At 70.6% G+C, this 15,728-nt stretch carries 15 protein-coding genes and 1 riboswitch; of the genes, 6 read left to right on the top strand and 9 right to left on the bottom strand.

What is annotated here, in order from left to right:
* Window positions 1-8: 8 nt before the first annotated feature.
* Complete coding sequence (locus tag J2S55_RS23650; protein WP_306864941.1) at window positions 9-968, bottom strand: hypothetical protein; 960 nt, start codon at window positions 966-968, stop codon at window positions 9-11.
* 216 nt (window positions 969-1,184) lie between these two features.
* On the opposite strand from J2S55_RS23650, the gene serA reads away from it, so the two are divergent.
* The gene (gene serA / locus J2S55_RS23655; protein WP_306864944.1) at window positions 1,185-2,774 is read left to right on the top strand and encodes a phosphoglycerate dehydrogenase; all 1,590 of its coding nucleotides are present in this window, start codon (window positions 1,185-1,187) and stop codon (window positions 2,772-2,774) included.
* Between the two features lie 312 nt (window positions 2,775-3,086).
* Window positions 3,087-3,209: a hypothetical protein gene (locus J2S55_RS23660; protein ID WP_306864946.1), complete on the top strand. Its 123-nt coding sequence runs from the start codon at window positions 3,087-3,089 to the stop codon at window positions 3,207-3,209.
* Window positions 3,210-3,272: 63 nt separating this feature from the next.
* Here J2S55_RS23660 and J2S55_RS23665 read toward each other — a convergent pair whose 3' ends face one another.
* Window positions 3,273-3,917, bottom strand: a complete 645-nt coding sequence (locus tag J2S55_RS23665; protein ID WP_306864949.1) for a C40 family peptidase — start codon at window positions 3,915-3,917, stop codon at window positions 3,273-3,275.
* A riboswitch (cyclic di-AMP (ydaO/yuaA leader) is annotated at window positions 3,905-4,132 on the bottom strand. (Overlaps the previous gene by 13 nt.)
* A gap of 168 nt (window positions 4,133-4,300) precedes the next feature.
* Between J2S55_RS23665 and J2S55_RS23670 the strand changes: the two genes are divergently transcribed.
* Together J2S55_RS23670 and J2S55_RS23675 are read left to right on the top strand one after the other, a co-directional pair.
* The gene (locus tag J2S55_RS23670; protein ID WP_306864951.1) at window positions 4,301-5,347 is read left to right on the top strand and encodes a 3-isopropylmalate dehydrogenase; all 1,047 of its coding nucleotides are present in this window, start codon (window positions 4,301-4,303) and stop codon (window positions 5,345-5,347) included.
* A 173-nt stretch (window positions 5,348-5,520) separates the two neighbouring features.
* Entirely contained in the window at window positions 5,521-6,615 is a 1,095-nt protein-coding gene (locus tag J2S55_RS23675; RefSeq protein WP_306864953.1) for a branched-chain amino acid aminotransferase, read from the top strand.
* 54 nt (window positions 6,616-6,669) lie between these two features.
* On the opposite strand, the gene J2S55_RS23680 is transcribed toward J2S55_RS23675, so the two are convergent.
* Complete coding sequence (locus J2S55_RS23680) at window positions 6,670-7,245, bottom strand: Uma2 family endonuclease (RefSeq protein WP_306864956.1); 576 nt, start codon at window positions 7,243-7,245, stop codon at window positions 6,670-6,672.
* 115 nt (window positions 7,246-7,360) lie between these two features.
* Window positions 7,361-8,014 (bottom strand): O-methyltransferase, encoded by a 654-nt coding sequence (locus tag J2S55_RS23685; RefSeq protein WP_306864958.1) that lies wholly within the window; start codon window positions 8,012-8,014, stop codon window positions 7,361-7,363.
* Window positions 8,015-8,289: 275 nt separating this feature from the next.
* Between J2S55_RS23685 and cimA the strand changes: the two genes are divergently transcribed.
* Complete coding sequence (cimA, locus tag J2S55_RS23690) at window positions 8,290-9,867, top strand: citramalate synthase (protein WP_306864959.1); 1,578 nt, start codon at window positions 8,290-8,292, stop codon at window positions 9,865-9,867.
* A 158-nt stretch (window positions 9,868-10,025) separates the two neighbouring features.
* Here cimA and J2S55_RS23695 read toward each other — a convergent pair whose 3' ends face one another.
* The 3 genes from J2S55_RS23695 to J2S55_RS23705 all read right to left on the bottom strand — a co-directional run bounded on the left by J2S55_RS23695 (window position 10,026) and on the right by J2S55_RS23705 (window position 13,891).
* A complete protein-coding gene (locus J2S55_RS23695) occupies window positions 10,026-11,711 on the bottom strand; it encodes a heparinase II/III domain-containing protein (RefSeq protein WP_306864961.1) in 1,686 nt (561 codons plus the stop codon).
* A gap of 495 nt (window positions 11,712-12,206) precedes the next feature.
* Window positions 12,207-12,815, bottom strand: a complete 609-nt coding sequence (locus J2S55_RS23700; protein WP_306864963.1) for a cysteine hydrolase family protein — start codon at window positions 12,813-12,815, stop codon at window positions 12,207-12,209.
* Window positions 12,816-12,880: 65 nt separating this feature from the next.
* On the bottom strand, window positions 12,881-13,891 hold the full coding sequence (locus J2S55_RS23705) for a helix-turn-helix domain-containing protein (RefSeq protein WP_306864965.1): 1,011 nt from the start codon (window positions 13,889-13,891) through the stop codon (window positions 12,881-12,883).
* 71 nt (window positions 13,892-13,962) lie between these two features.
* Here J2S55_RS23705 and J2S55_RS23710 point away from each other — a divergent pair, with 71 nt between their 5' ends.
* Complete coding sequence (locus J2S55_RS23710; RefSeq protein ID WP_306864968.1) at window positions 13,963-14,559, top strand: HD domain-containing protein; 597 nt, start codon at window positions 13,963-13,965, stop codon at window positions 14,557-14,559.
* A gap of 92 nt (window positions 14,560-14,651) precedes the next feature.
* On the opposite strand, the gene J2S55_RS23715 is transcribed toward J2S55_RS23710, so the two are convergent.
* Together J2S55_RS23715 and J2S55_RS23720 are read right to left on the bottom strand one after the other, a co-directional pair.
* The gene (locus J2S55_RS23715; protein WP_306864970.1) at window positions 14,652-15,062 is read right to left on the bottom strand and encodes an antibiotic biosynthesis monooxygenase family protein; all 411 of its coding nucleotides are present in this window, start codon (window positions 15,060-15,062) and stop codon (window positions 14,652-14,654) included.
* Between the two features lie 73 nt (window positions 15,063-15,135).
* Window positions 15,136-15,723, bottom strand: a complete 588-nt coding sequence (locus J2S55_RS23720) for a hypothetical protein (protein ID WP_306864973.1) — start codon at window positions 15,721-15,723, stop codon at window positions 15,136-15,138.
* Window positions 15,724-15,728 lie beyond the last annotated feature (5 nt).

A 15,728-nucleotide genomic window follows, 5' to 3' on the forward strand; every position in this document is an offset into this window, starting at 1 on the left:
AGGTTCTGTCAGCCGGTGACGTCGGCGCAGACCACGTGGGCGCCGACCTCGACCATCCGCTGCTCGCTGCGCGCGTCGGCGACCCGGGCCATGAGGATCGGCGCCTCGCTCGCCGCGAGCTGCGGCAGCCGGGCGCGGACCCCGCGGTGGATGTCCCGGACCACGTCCTCGGCGGCCGACATGTGCACCTTGACGTGCAGCATGATCCCCGGGGCGCCGGAGGAGGTGCGGGCCTCGGAGATCCACACGTGGTGGACGAGCGGGTAGTCGGCGAGCACGTGCGAGATCGCCACGCGCAGCGCGGGCAGGATCGGGTGCTCGCACCGCCGGTAGCCGGGGTCCACCATCTGCATCGGCCCCGACAGGTGGGGGCGGGGCGCGGGGATCCACGGCTGGGCGGGCGCGGCCGGCACGGAGGCCCGCTGCGGGTGTGCCACCGGGGCCTCCGGCGGGCGCGCGACCGGGAACTCCGGCTGGCGGGCGACCGGGGTCTCCGGCGGGCGTGCCACCGGGTACTCCGGCCGGCGGGCCGCCGGGGGGTTCTGCGGACGCGAGACCGTGGCCATCGCCCCGGTCGCGTATGCCGTCAGGGCCACGCCCGACAGCGCCGGCGTGGGGCCGGTGCGGGTCGACTGCAGGTAGCGCTGGAGATCCTCGATGGGCACGGCGGCGGCCGCCGGGCCCGCGGCGTCGATCACGATTTCCCGCACACCGGTGACGCGCTGGATGTCGAGGATGGTGTCGGCGTCGCAGGCCGACAGCGAGTGGTTGCCACGGTGCCGTGCGTAGGTGCTCGCCGAGGTGTATCCGAGCAGCACCCGGTCACCCGCCTGCGTCGTGCCGAGCACGACGGAGCGGTCCGGCCGCACGGCAACCAGGAGTCCCCATTCGGCAAGCGCCGCCAGCAGCCGGTGCGGGCCGCCGTGCTGCGCGAGCACATCGCCGAGGGCGGGGTTCCCGATGCTCATATGAGGAACGATAGGTAGGGGACCACGGCTTATGAGGGTAATCGTGAACTTTTCTCTGGAGCAATACCAAGTTGAATTTTCCGCGCATGGATGCTCCGGGGGTGGGTACCCCAGGTGACCGTCTCGGATCGCGGGACACTCGTGAACGCGTTCACAAGCGCCGATAGAATACGTGAGGTCCGTGCAGCAGCCGCCACGTCTCTAAGGATCTAGCCTGTGAACAAGCCCGTCGTACTGGTCGCAGAGGAACTCTCCGAGGCCGGTCTCGCGGTCCTGGGCGCGGACTTCGAAGTCCGCCACACCGACGGCGCCGACCGCGCCCAGTTCCTGCCCGCCCTCGCCGACGTGGACGCGCTCATCGTGCGCAGCGCCACGCAGGTAGACGCCGAGGCCATCGCGGCCGCCCCCAAGCTCCGGGTCGTCGCCCGGGCCGGCGTCGGCCTGGACAACGTGGACGTGGAGGCCGCCACCAAGGCCGGCGTCATGGTCGTCAACGCGCCCACCTCCAACATCACCAGCGCCGCCGAGCACACCGTCGCGCTGATCCTCGCCTCCGCCCGCAACGTCGCCCAGGCGCACCTGGCGCTCAAGGGCGGCGAGTGGAAGCGCTCGAAGTACACCGGTGTGGAGCTCGACGAGAAGGTCGTCGCCATCCTGGGCCTCGGCAAGATCGGCCAGCTCGTCGCCCAGCGCCTGCAGCCGTTCGGCGTCGAGCTGATCGCCTACGACCCCTACCTGCAGCCGGCCCGCGCCGCGCAGATGGGCGTCCGCCTGGTCTCGCTGGAGGAGGCCCTGCGCGAGGCCGACTTCATCACCGTGCACCTGCCCAAGTCCAAGGAGACCATCGGGCTCATCGGTGACAAGGAGCTCCACACGGTCAAGCCGTCGGTGCGCCTGATCAACGTCGCCCGCGGCGGCATCATCGACGAGAACGCGCTCTACTCGGCGATCAAGGAAGGCCGCGTCGCCGGCGCCGGCATCGACGTCTTCCCCAAGGAGCCGGTCACCGACAGCCCGCTGTTCGAGCTGGACCAGGTCGTCGTCACCCCGCACCTGGGCGCCTCCACCCACGAGGCCCAGGAGAAGGCCGGCACCCAGGTCGCGCGCAGCGTGAAGCTCGCCCTCGCCGGGGAGTTCGTGCCGGACGCGGTCAACGTCCAGGGCGGCGTCGTCGCCGAGGACGTCAAGCCGGGCCTGCCGCTGGCCGAGAAGCTCGGCCGGGTCTTCACCGCCCTCGCGGGCGAGGTCGCCACCAGGCTCGACGTCGAGGTCCGCGGTGAGATCGCCTCCCAGGACGTCCGCGTGCTGGAGCTGGCGGCGCTCAAGGGCATCTTCACCGACGTGGTCGAAGACTCGGTCACCTACGTCAACGCCCCGCTCCTGGCCAAGGACCGCGGCGTGACCGTCGAGCTGGTCACCAGCTCCGAGAGCCCCGACTGGCGCAACGTCGTCACCGTCCGCGGCGTGCTGGCCGACGGCCGCACGGTCTCGGTCTCGGGCACCCTGTCGGGCCCGCGTCAGATCACCAAGATCGTCGAGGTCAACGGCTACCAGATGGAGATCGAGCCGACCGACCACCTGTCGTTCTTCACCTACACCGACCGCCCCGGCATCGTCGGCGTCGTCGGCCGCATCCTCGGCGACCACAGCATCAACATCGCCTCGATGCAGGTGGCCCGGGACGCGAAGGGCGGCAAGGCCCTCATCGCGCTGACCGTCGACTCCGCCATCCCGGCCGACGTGCTCGACGTGATCGGCGCCGAGATCGGCGCCGACAGCGGCCGCTCGGTCGACCTGGCCGACTAGCGCGTACGGCGACGGCTGCCGTCCCCGGGAAGCCGGGGGCGGCAGCCGTTGTGCGTCTCAGCATGTGAGAAGTGTGTACGGAGTGCGGGACGGTGTCCGTACGGGCAGGTAACCTGGCAGGAAATGCGCCAGGTTCTCGCACTCATTACCTGCCGCGGCGGGGCCTGACAGGGCAGGCCGGCAGCCCGCCGCGGTGTGGCGGCGCACGCCGGCCCCGCGCCGCCGGTCCGCGATCCGGACCCGCGGCACTCAGGCCCGGTCCGATCCGTGACCGGAGTCCGGACCATCTCTCCCTGCCCGCATGCGACCGAGATGAGAATCGCCATGTACGACATGTATCCCTGGAACCGTCCCGAAGACGCCGAAGACGAGGCCGCCGACGCGCTCCAGACCGCCCTGGACCGCCGCGACAACGGGGGCGCTCCCACCCGCTAGCCGGGTAGGGCTCTCATTCCGACCCGCGGGGCGCCGGTCCGGGTGACCGGCGCCCTCCGGGGATCAGGGGGTGGCCTGGAGCATCGTGGGGGCGGGCTGGGCCGCGAGCTTGGCCTGTTCGGCGGCGAGCTTGACGCCCGTGCGGTCGGGGCGGACGCCGCCGACGAACGTGCTGCGACGCCAGGAGTTGAGCTTCTCCTCCTTGACCACGTCGCCGGTCTGCGGGGCGTGGACCATGTAACCCGGCTTGGTGATCATGCCGACGTGCCCGAGATTGTGGAAGAAGACGAGGTCGCCGGGCTTGAGGTTCTTCCAGGAGACCTTCTTGGAGAACGCCGCGTACTGGGCGGCGGCCACGCGGGGCAGCTTGATCCCGGCGGCGCCGTAGGCGCGGAGCATCAGGCCGGAGCAGTCGAAGCCGCCGTTGCCGGTGCCGCCCCAGACGTAGGGCGTGCCGCGCTTGGACATGGCCCACTTCACGGCCTTCTTCCAGGCGGGCACGGGAGCATCCTTGGTGATGATCTCCTTGAGCTTGGGCCCGGTGAGCGGCGCGGTGGCGGTGACGGGGGCGGGGGCGGGGGCCTTGGGAGAGTCGGCCTTGGGGGAGTCGGCCAGCGCGAGAGACGGGGTCGCGAGCACGGCGGTGCCGGCGACGAGCAGGGACAGGACGCGGGGGCGAATCTTGCCGGACAGGATGGTTCCTTCCATAGGGCCGGCCGGGTTAGCTGTCGGGCTCGGGCGTGGAGGCCGCCCTACGGCGCGCGAAGCGCTGATTCGCCCCAAGGGATCCGTGAAGGCGGCTCAGGACATGGCTCCGCCAGGCGAAGCGCGGAGTCCTGGGCGGCCGTGGGTCCCGGAAGTGGTTCCCCGGCTCCGCGCAGGCCGAAGGGGGGACGGCCCGGCGGATTAGGCATCGGTTCGAATGCAGAGGACCATAACGAAACTTAACGAAAGGGTCAATACGTCGCAAAAGCGGACAAAGGGATCACAGGGGTCGAGACTGCTGTGGATCATGAGGTCCCGTACGCGCGAAAATGTCCGATGGGTGAGATCGGTGTTCGATTACCGAGACGGACCGGTAAGGTGCCTGCATGGATTCGCGCAACATTCGTCTGGCAGTCATCCCCGGGGACGGGATCGGAGTCGAGGTCGTCACCGAGGGCCTGAAGGTGCTCGAAGCGGTCGGCACGAAGGTGGAGACCGTCACCTACGATCTCGGCGCCAAGCGCTACCACCGGACCGGTGAGACCCTTCCCGACGCGGTCCTGGACGAGCTGCGCGGATACGACGCGATCCTGCTCGGCGCGATCGGCGACCCCAGCGTGCCGCCGGGCATCCTGGAGCGCGACCTGCTGCTCAGGCTCCGCTTCGAGCTCGACCACTACGTCAACCTCCGTCCGGTCAAGCTCTTCCCCGGCGTCGAGACCCCGCTGGGCAAGGCCCGCCCCGAGGACATCGACATGGTCGTCGTCCGTGAGGGCACCGAGAGCCTCTACGCGGGCGCGGGCGGCGTGCTGCGCCGCGGCACCCCGCACGAGGTCGCCACCCAGGAGTCGCTGAACACCGCCTTCGGCGTCGAGCGCGTCGTCCGCTACGCCTTCGACAAGGCGCTCGCCCGTCCCCGCAAGAAGCTGACGCTGGTCCACAAGACCAACGTGCTCACCTACGCCGGTGACCTCTGGGCCCGCACGTTCGACCGGGTCGGCCTGGAATACCCCGACGTCCAGACCGACTACTGCCACGTCGACGCGGCCTCGATGTTCTTCGTCACCCAGCCGGAGCGGTTCGACGTGATCGTCACCGACAACCTCTTCGGCGACATCATCACCGACATCGGCGCCGCCGTCGCCGGCGGCATCGGCCTGGCGGCCAGCGGCAACATCAACCCCGACCGGACCGCGCCGAGCATGTTCGAGCCGGTCCACGGCAGCGCCCCCGACATCGCGGGCCAGGGCAAGGCCGACCCGACCGCCACGATCCTGTCGGTCGCCATGCTCCTGGACCACCTCGGGCTGGCCGACGAGGCCGCCAAGGTCGAGCAGGCCGTCGCCGACGACCTGGTCGAGCGGCTCACCGGCTGGACCGGCCGGACCACTCACGAGATCGGTGACGACATCACCGCCCGAGTAGCCGGCTGACAGAGCCGCCTCCCCCACCCAGACGCGTCTGGCGGCTCACAGAAGCTGCCAGGCGCGTCTTCGTTTTATCCCGGCAGTGCCGGTTTTCGACACAGATGCAGTAGTTTCCCGTTACCTGGGTCCACCGCAGAATGGACCCAAGGGCAGACCGCCTCAAGAGAAGGATCTCCGCCATGACCACCGCTCAGAAGCTCAGCTTCGACGTGCAGCTCTCCGACCACGCTCGCACCGCAGCCGAGCGTGAGCAGGTACTGGCGAGCCCCGGGTTCGGGCAGGCATTCACCGATCACATGATCTCGATCGACTACACCGAGGGGGAGGGCTGGCACGACGCGCGGCTCACGCCGTACGGCCCGCTGAGCCTGGACCCGGCGACCGCGGTCTTCCACTACGCCCAGGAGCTCTTCGAGGGCCTGAAGGCCTACCGTCAGGAGAGCGGCGCGATCGCGTCCTTCCGGCCCTACGCCAACGCCGCCCGCTTCAACCAGTCGGCGGTGCGGATGGCCATGCCGGAGCTGCCCGAGGAGGCGTTCGTCGAGTCGCTGGAGCTCCTCGTCCAGACCGATCGCGAGTGGGTCCCCACCACCCCGGGGCACAGCCTCTACCTGCGCCCCTTCATGATCGCCACGCAGGCCGCGCTCGGCGTCAACTACCCGTCCCGGTCCTACCGCTACATGGTGATCGCCTCCCCGGCGGCCGCCTACTTCGGCGGCAGCAAGGCCGTCTCGGTCTGGCTGTCCACCGAATACACCCGCGCCGCCCCCGGCGGCACCGGCTTCGCCAAGTGCGGCGGCAACTACGCGGCGGCCTTCGTCGCCCAGCGCCAGGCCGTCGAGCAGGGCTGTGACCAGGTGGTCTGGCTCGACGCGGCCGAGCACCGCTACGTCGAGGAGATGGGCGGGATGAACCTGTTCTTCGTCTACGGCGACCGCCTGCTCACCCCGGCCCTCACCGGCACGCTCCTGCCCGGCATCACCCGCGACTCGATCCTCGCCCTCGCCTCCGAGCTGGGCCTGACCGCCGAGGAGGGGCGCCTGTCGATCGAGGAGTGGCAGGCGGGCTGCGAGTCCGGCGAGCTCACCGAGGTCTTCGCCTGCGGCACCGCGGCGGTCGTGACCCCCGTCGGCTCGGTCAAGGGCGCCGACCGCGCCTGGACGGTCGGCGACGGCACCCAGGGCCCCGTCACCGCCAGGATCCGCGAGGAGCTGGTCGGCATCCAGTACGGTTCCCGTCCCGACGCCCACGGCTGGGTCCACAAGATCTGCTGACCCGGACACGAGAAGAGCCCGGCCTCCCACCTGGCCGGGCTCTCCTCGCGTGACTCACATCTCGATCAGCCTGCCCGTGTCGATCGTGAGGTTCCACGGCGCGGGCAGGTCGAACGGGTCGCCGAGTTTCACGGAGACCTCGTGGGTGTATCCGTCCTCGCTCGGACGGCTGAGCAATCTGACCTTGTCGTCGAGTGCGTCGATGACCAGATAGAGCGGAACCCCTGCCCGGGCGCAGTTCCGAGGCTTGATGACGTGATCATCTTTGATGCTGCTCGGAGACACCACCTCGACGACCAGGAAAGTGGAGTCCGCGTATACGTGGTTGGGATCCCACTGCCGTGCCTTGGCCGGAACGGCGATGAGATCCGGCTCATAGCGATCCGCCTGGGCGTTCAGGAAGATCTTGGCTTCCTGAAGGAGCTCCAGCCCCTGCTCGGTGGCGACCGAGATGAGCTGGAGCAGCAGCTGGTAGATGATTCGGGCGTGGGTGAGCGTAGGCAACTCCCTCACCACGATCCGGCCGTCGATGATCTCGATCCGATGCTTCTCGAATCGATCGACGAGTTCGAGATAGAGGCGTTCGACCTCCGTCTGATCGGTGATCTGGTATGTGACAGGTCTGTCCATGAGCAGTCCCATGGTCTCAATCTTCCCCTCCGCGCGGGTGGGCGCAACGTGTTTGACACGCGACTCAAAGTAACCGTAAAGATTTGCGCCCGCCCGGGATTCGGGGAACTCCTCGTCAGTGCTTTCGAATCATGGTGAGCCCGTCGGCGATGGGGAGCATCAGCGAGGTCACCCGGCCGTCGGCCATGACCATGTCGTTGAACTCGCGGATGGCCCGGGTGTCGTCGTCGTCGGCGGTGGGGTCGGCGACCCTCCCGCTCCACAGGGTGTTGTCGGCGAGGATCAGGCCGCCCGGGGCGAGGCGGGACAGCAGGATCTCGTAGTAGACGGGGTAGCCGGCCTTGTCGGCGTCGATGAACGCCAGGTCCACGCTCTGCCCGCCGGGCAACTCCTCCAGGCGCTCGGCGGCCGGGCCGATCCTCAGCTCCACGCGGTCGGCGACCCCGGCCTTGTCCCAGTAGCGCTGGGCGATCGCCGTCCACTCCTCGCTGAGGTCGAAGCAGGTCAACCTGCCGCCCGGAGCCAGGCCCCGGGCCAGGCAGATGGACGAGTAGCCGGTGAAGGTGCCCACCTCCACCACGTTCCCGGCGCGGCTGAGCTGGGTGATCATGGTGAGGAACGGCCCCTGGTCGGGGGAGAGCTGCATGACCGCGCTGTCGCCGGTGGCCTCGCGGGTCTCCACGGCGAGCGCGTCGAGAACGTCGTCGGGCCGGGTGGTGTGCGCGAGCAGGTACTGCCCGACGGCAGGGTCGAGATAAGTCGCCTTCATGGGGCCATTGTCGCCACCGGCGGCCGGTTCGCGGCTGAGGCCCGAGCCCGTGTCGGCGGACCGTACATCTCGGATCGTGAGATCGATGTGTCAAATGGTGTCAGCGTGTGGCAGACTCCAGAGCATCATGTTCTACGGTCTGCTCATTATCGGCAGGCGCGCTGGCTGAAAAGGGACACCGCCAGCGCGCAGACCTCTCACGTCCGTGAGGGGTTTTTTTGTTTTCGGAGCCGGATGAGCGCGCGGCGAATCATCGAACCGCGAAGGAGACTGACATGGCCGACGACCGCTTCCACGTGTACGACACCACACTCCGTGACGGCGCCCAGCAGGAGGGCCTCAACCTCACGGTGGTCGACAAGCTGGCCATCGCCCGCCACCTGGACGGCCTGGGCGTCGGCTTCATCGAAGGGGGCTGGCCGGGCGCCAACCCCAAGGACACAGAGTTCTTCAGGCGGGCCCAAACAGAGCTCGACCTGAAGCACGCGCAGCTCGCCGCGTTCGGCGCGACCCGCCGGGCCGGTGTGAAGGCAGCCGACGACCCGTTGGTGGCCGCTCTGCGCGAATCCGGCGCGCCGGTCGTGACCCTTGTCGCCAAGAGCCACGACCGGCACGTGGAGCTGGCCCTCCGCACGACTCTCCGGGAGAACCTCGCGATGATCCGCGACACGGTCTCCCACCTCCGTGCGGAGGGACAGCGGGTCTTCCTCGACGCCGAGCACTTCTTCGACGGCTACAAGTCCAACCCAGCCTACGCGCTGGAGGTCCTGCGCACCGCCGCCGAGGCGGGGGCCTCGGTCATCGCCCTGTGCGACACCAACGGCGGCATGCTCCCCGACGAGCTCGCCGAGGTCGTCCACGCGGCCGTGCAGACCTCCGCCCGGGTCGGCATCCACTGCCACGACGACACCGGCTGCGCGGTGGCCAACACCCTGGCCGCGGTGAAGGCGGGCGCCACCCACGTGCAGGGCTGCGCCAACGGCTACGGCGAGCGGTCCGGCAACGCCAACCTCTTCACCGTCGTGGCCAACCTCCAGCTCAAGCGGGGCTTCGACCTCGTCCCGCCGGAGGCGCTGGCCGACATGACCCGGATCGCGCACGCGATCACCGAGGTCACCAACGTCACCCCGAACTCCCACGCCCCCTACGTGGGCGTCTCCGCCTTCGCGCACAAGGCGGGGCTGCACGCCAGCGCCATCAAGGTGGACCCCAACCTCTACCAGCACATCGACCCGGCCCAGGTCGGCAACGACATGCGCATGCTCGTCTCCGACATGGCCGGCCGCGCCTCCGTCGAGCTCAAGGGCCGCGAGCTGGGCTACGAGCTGTCGCCGGAGATCTCGCGCGACCTGGTGGAGCGGGTCAAGGACATGGAGTCCAAGGGCTACACCTTCGAGGCCGCCGACGCCTCCTTCGAGCTGCTGCTGCGCGACACCGTGGCGGGCGAGCGCCGGCGCCACTTCACGGTGGAGTCCTGGCGGGTGATCGTCGAGCGGACCCGCGGCGGCGAGCTGGTCAGCGAGGCCACGGTCAAGCTGCACGCCAAGGGCGAGCGCATCGTGGCCACCGGAGAGGGCAACGGCCCGGTCAACGCCCTGGACAGGGCCGTGCGGCTGGGGCTGGAGAAGCTCTACCCCGAGCTGGCCGAGGTCGAGCTGATCGACTTCAAGGTGCGGATCCTGGAGGGCACCCACGGCACCGACGCGATAACGCGCGTGCTCATCACCTCCAGCGACGCGACCGGCGAGTGGGCCACCGTCGGCGTCGACGAGAACATCATCGAGGCGTCCTGGCAGGCCCTTGAGCAGGCCGTCACCTACGGCCTGGTCCGGGCCGGCCACGCCGCGGACTGATCCGGGCCCTGTGGGGTACGGCCCGGCCCGGCCGGTGCCCCGCGGGGCGGGCCCGGCCCTACCCCGGCGGGGCGGGTCTGCGCCGAGCAGGTGCGGGGCCGGGACGGCCCGGCCGCGCCTCGGGCTCCGCCGGGTCCCGGGGCCCGGCGGAGCGGCGCTCAGGAGAGGTCGGCGCCGCTGACCTTGAAGCTGACCGAGCCCTCGGACGTCTTCAGGCTCACCTTGCCGCCGGAGCAGGAGAGCGAGGGCTTGTCGGTGCCCGGCACCACGACGGTGAGCAGCGCGCCCGCGGAGGCGGGGGAGACGACCGCCGGGGCGGCCTGCTTCTGCAGGTAGGCGGGGGAGACCCAGCCCTGGTAGGGGTTCTGCTGGCCGCGGACGACCTGCAGCCCGCTCACCGGCTTGCAGGACGGCATCGACACCTGGACCAGCGTCGCCTTCCAGCCGCTCTTGTCCTTGAACACGATCCGGCCGCCGGTGTCCGACACGGTGGACAGCCCGGGGGCGAAGTGCCAGAGGTTGCGGACCCGGGAGCCCTTGGGGACCGTGTCCAGCACGGCCATCACGTCGTCTCCGTGGTTGACCAGCACCGAGCGGGTCCTGGGCACGCCGTAGGCCCTGTCGGTCAGCCGGTAGCTCTGCCGGTCCTCCCCGATCGAGGACCTGCTCAGAGCGGTGGCGGTCCTGCCCCGGAACCGGGCGCCGACGACGGACGGCGTGTTGTGCGCCTCCGGGGACATCGTCCAGCGGCGGTAGCCGCTGTTCTCGTAGGAGTGGAAGCCGACGTCGACCAGGACGTCACGGCCCTGGGCGTAGTAGGTCACGCCGAGGTGGTCCTCGTGGCCGTGATACTTCAGGCCGGGGCCGAAGCGGATGGAGTAGAACGCCGACTCGGGCTTGTCCCAGGCGGTGCGCCCGTAGACGTAGCCGTTGCCGAACACCCGCACGGCCTTCTTCGAGTGGTCGTACCCGACCGGCCGCACATCCGCGCCGCCGTCCCCGATCGGGACCATGAACCCGTTGGGCTGGGTCGAGTGGGAGATGAAGTCCTCCAGCGACTCCCAGCGCCGGCTGATCTCGGCGGGCACCTTCCGGCCGCACTCCTTGATCCCGTCCATCGCGACCTTGAGGCGCTCGTGGACGTAGATCGCGTAGCGCGGGGCCTGCTCGCGCAGCGCCCCCTGGGAGTCGACGTCCAGCTTCACCGTCTCGGTCAGCCGCCTGACGGCCAGACCGGACCACGCCCTGTTGCCGTAGCGGCAGCCGATGCCCAGCAGCGCGATGTCCTGGTCGATGCCGTGGTTGTGGCCCTTCTCGTACAGGCTCGGGTCGGACAGCACCTTGGCGTGCTCGGCCAGGCTCCTGGTCAGCCAGGACGCGCTGACGTGCTTGCTGAGGCAGACCAGCGCGGGGGCGCGCAGCGCGATCGGGTGCTCCTGCCAGGCGTACGGGCTGGCCTTGGCGCCGCCCCGGCGGGGGTTGTCCGCCACCCAGTCCTTGGCGATCTCCGTGGCGCGGGTCAGATAGGCCGTCTGCCCGGTCGTCTCGTAGTCGGCGACCAGGCGGCCCATCCAGCGCAGCGAGTGGAAGACCATGCTCCACGAGCGGTTGCGGTAGGGGTCGGTACGCCAGTTGACGTCCTTGCCCACCTTCACCGGGGACAGGTTCAGGAACTCCAGCTCGCCGTTCATGATGTCCGGCGCCGTCGGGGTCGCCGGTAACCAGTCGCCCTGGCACTCGCTCGTGCGTTTGACCTTGTCCGAGGCCTCGGCTGTGCCGGCCACCGCGCCGCAGATCATGAGAAGGGCGAGGGAGAGAGTGAGTGCTTTGGTGCGGCGGCGCACGCCAGTTCCTTCCAGGCCAGACGAAGAGGGCGGATCATGCTGTCCGAATCCCACCAAACCGGTCAAGCTGGGTGAGCCTCTTCCGGCACATCGTTAGCAACTAGATGCGAGCCCGGCGTTTAAGGCGTCTTCGACGGCGACACCTGTCCATTCGCGACGCTGCGCGTCGCGGCTCGGGTGCTGATAACCGGTGACTTCCCTCGTCGCTCGTCCGCTGTGTTGTTGGCGACGCTGCGCGTCGCGGCTCGGGTGCTGATAACCGATGGCTTCCCTCGTCGCTCGTCCGCTGTGTTGTTGGCGACGCTGCGCGTCGCGGCTCGGGTGCTGATAACCGATGGCTTCCCTCGTCGCTCGTCCGCTGCGCTCCCTCGCTCCTCGGTCCAGCCACCGGCGCACCCTCGCGGGCTCCCTCGCTCCTCGGTCCAGCCACCGGCGCACCCTCGCGGGCTCCCTTGCTCCTCGGTCCAGCTCACCGGCGCACCCTCGCGGGTACGGTCACTCCGCTGTGGGCCGGGTGCTGGCCCAGATGCTCGGGCGGGGCAGGAGGGTGTCGGACTTGACCGCGTCGGCCCATTCGGCGGTGGTGGCCACCGAGGCGAAGTTGGAGCCCATCACCACCAGTACGTTGTTGTGCAGATCCTCGGCCGTCACGCGGCCGGCCCGGTTCGACAGGGCGAGCGTGCCGGTCGCGTCCGACAGGAACTCCACGGCCATGCCCCGGTGGAAGGCGTCGCGGGCGGTCGACTCGTCGCAGTTCTGGGTCATGTATCCGGCGACGGTCAGCGTGTCGACTCCCTGGGCGTCCAGCCACCCGGCCAGGTCGGTCCTGGCGAAGGACGAGGCCATCGTCTTGTCCATCAGGTGGTCGTACGGCTTGCGCGCCACCTCCTCGTGCAGCTCCCAGGAGTGGCTGCCGGTGGCGAACAGCGGGGACTCGGCGGGCGCGGAGTGCCTGACCACGATCACCGGGACGCCGTGCTCGCGCGCGGTGTCCATGGCGGTGAGGATGTTGGCCAGGCTCTCCTCACGCGGAGGGTAGGCGATGGGCAGGTTGCCGGTGAAATATTCGTTCTGGACGTCGATGACGATCAGTGCTCGCTTCATGTCCCTCATCATGGCCGGGCGGGCCGTGCCGGGGTGATAGCCCTTCCGGCCATCCACCGCGACGATCACGCCAGTCCGCGGGCGGCCCGTCGCTCCTCCGCGGGCGCCGCCGCGCCCGCCGTGCCGGGGTCGCCGAAGGTCTCCCGGTAGGCGGTGGGGGAGACCCCGACCTGGCGGCGGAAGTGGGGCCGCAGGGCCACCGCCGAGGCGAACCCCACGCTGCGGGCCACCCGCTCGACCGGCTCCCGCGTCGTCTCCAGCAGCCGCTGGGCGTGCAGGACCCGCTGGTGCAGCAGCCACTGGGTGGGCGTGGTCCCGGTGACCTGGCGGAAGCGCCGGTCGAAGGTGCGGCGGCTCATCAGGGCCCGGGCGGACAGCGCGTCCACGGTGAGCTCCTGGTCCAGGTGGCGCAGGGCCCAGTCGAGGGTCTCGCCGAGCGGGTCGCCGTCGGAGGGCGGCGGCACCGGGTGGTCGATGTACTGTGCCTGGCCGCCGGCCCGGTGCGGCGGCACCACCAGGCTCCGGGCGATGTCGTTGGCCGTCCGCGAGCCGTACGTCCGGCGGACGAGGTGCAGGCAGAGGTCGATGCCGCCCGCGCTGCCCGCGGAGGTCAGGATGTCGCCCTCGTCCACGTAGAGCACATCGGGCTTGACCTGGATCCGCGGATGGGCCGAGGCGAGCAGCGGGGCGTAGCGCCAGTGCGTCGTGGCCGTGCGTCCGTCCAGCAGGCCGGCGGCGGCCAGGACGAACGTGCCGAGGCAGAGCCCGACCACCGTCGCCCCGCGCCCGTGGGCCCGGCGCAGCGCCTCCAGCGCCTCCTGCGCGGGCGGACGGCCGAGCGGGCGCCGCCAGGTCGGCACGACCACCAGATCCGCCTCGTCCACGGCCTCCAGGCCGTGGGGCGCGGCGAGGGCGATGCCGATGTCGGAGCGGACCGGACCGCCCTCGGCGGACACCGCGCGCACGTCGAACTCCGGCAGCGAGACCCGCCGCTCCCCGAAGACCGCGATCGGCACCGACGCCTCGAACAGCGGAATCTCGTCGAACAGCAGCACCGCGATCGTCCTGAACCCCATGGCGCGATCCTATCGACGGTTGGCTTTCCGGCCACTCACGGACCGTGCCCGCGGTGGCGCAGGCTGGACCCATGAGATTCGCCGACATCGTGATCCCCGACACCTCCGCCACCCGCGGCGCGCTGGAGGTCGCCACCGCCTACTGCTCGCCGGCCCTGCTGAACCACTCGGTGCGGTCCTACCTGTGGGCGGCGGCCTACGCGGCGATGAACGACATCGCGTTCGACACCGAGCTGCTGTACGTCTCGTCGATGCTGCACGACATCGGACTGGTCAAGGAGTTCGACAGTCACACCGTGCCGTTCGAGGAGGCCGGCGGGCACCTCGCGTGGGTCTTCGGCGCCGGGGCCGGATGGCCCGTCGAGCGGCGGGTGCGCGCCTCCGAGGTGATCGTGCGGCACATGTGGGACAAGGTGGATGTCTCCCAGGACCCCGAGGGCCACCTGCTGGAGCTGTCGACCGCGCTGGACGTCTCCGGTCGCCGGCCGGAGGACTTCCCGGCCGAGCTCCGGGCCGAGGTGCTGGAGCGCTACCCGCGGCTGGGGCTCGGCGAGGAGTTCATCGCGTGCTTCAGGGACCAGGCCGCGCGCAAGCCGGACAGCCTGGCCGGCGGGTTCGTCCGCAGCGGCGTCGCCGACCGCATCCGGGCGAACGTGCTGGACCGCTGACGCCCGCCCTGTCCAAACCGGCCGTCACCCCCCTCGCGACGAGCGCCGTGGAGACGGTGGCGCCCCGGGTGGGCCGGGGGCGGATCACCTGGTCAGGAGCCGTCCTTGGGGCCGGTGCTCTGCACCACCTCGAACGACCAGAGCGTGGCCGCGGTCGCGGCCGGGCCCTGGCCGTGGCCGTGCCCCTGGCCGGGCTCCTGGCCGTGGCCGTGTCCCTGGGCCTGGGCCTCGGCGTGGCCGTGGCCCTGCGCGCCCGGGGCCGCGGCGGCCTGGGTGTGACCCCGCTGGAAGGCCTGGCTCTCCGTCCACCGGGTGAAGTCCTCCTCGGACCTCCAGCGGGTGTAGACGAGATACTGCTCGGTGCCCTCCACCGGGCGGAGCAGTTCGAACCACTCGAAGCCGTCGGCCGACTCCACCATCCCGGCCCGCCCGGAGAAGCGGCGTTCGAGCTCCTCGCGCTGCTCGGCGGGGACGGTCAGCACATTGATCTTGACAACGCTCATGAGACCATCCTGCCCCACCGGCCGGAGCCGCACCGTGAGCGCCGCCGGAGACTTCGGGGAGGGCGCCGTCCGGTCAGGCGACGGTCCTGCGGGCCCGCGGCGGTTCCTCCAGGCTCACCTGGGCGACGGCCGGGATGTGCTCGGTCTCCAGCGCCTGGCGCATGCGCGGGACGGCCACCCCGTCCAACTGCTCGCGGATCGCGCTCATCGGGAGGTTCTCGTCGGCCACCACGCGCAGCCTTACCGCCGGGTTCGCCTGCGTGCCGACCATGGTGGCGCTGGCGCCGAGGATCGCGGGGTGGGCGCTGACGTCGGCGGCCAGCGCGTCGGACACGCTGCCGGCGTCGATGTCGGTGACACCCCCGGGACCGCTGGCCAGGCGGATGCCGCCCAGCCTGGTGTGCCGGCCCTGGACCAGCAGCCAGCGCAGGCCGAGGAGGGCGAGCACGATCCCACCGGCGGCGAGCGCCCACCACGGCCACGGGCCGTGGCGGGTGAACGCCTCGCGCACCGGGGCGCCGAGGAGCGGCTCGCGGGCGGGCGCCAGGGACCGCGGGAGCGCGCCCGCGCCGCGGGCGACCGTGAGGGCGCCGAGGGCCGTCAGCAGCAGCCCCATGACGAGCAGTCCCAGCCGGTTGCCCCTCGCGGTCTTCCTGTCCATGGCGG

Source organism: Streptosporangium brasiliense (assembly GCF_030811595.1).
Classification (GTDB): domain Bacteria; phylum Actinomycetota; class Actinomycetes; order Streptosporangiales; family Streptosporangiaceae; genus Streptosporangium; species Streptosporangium brasiliense.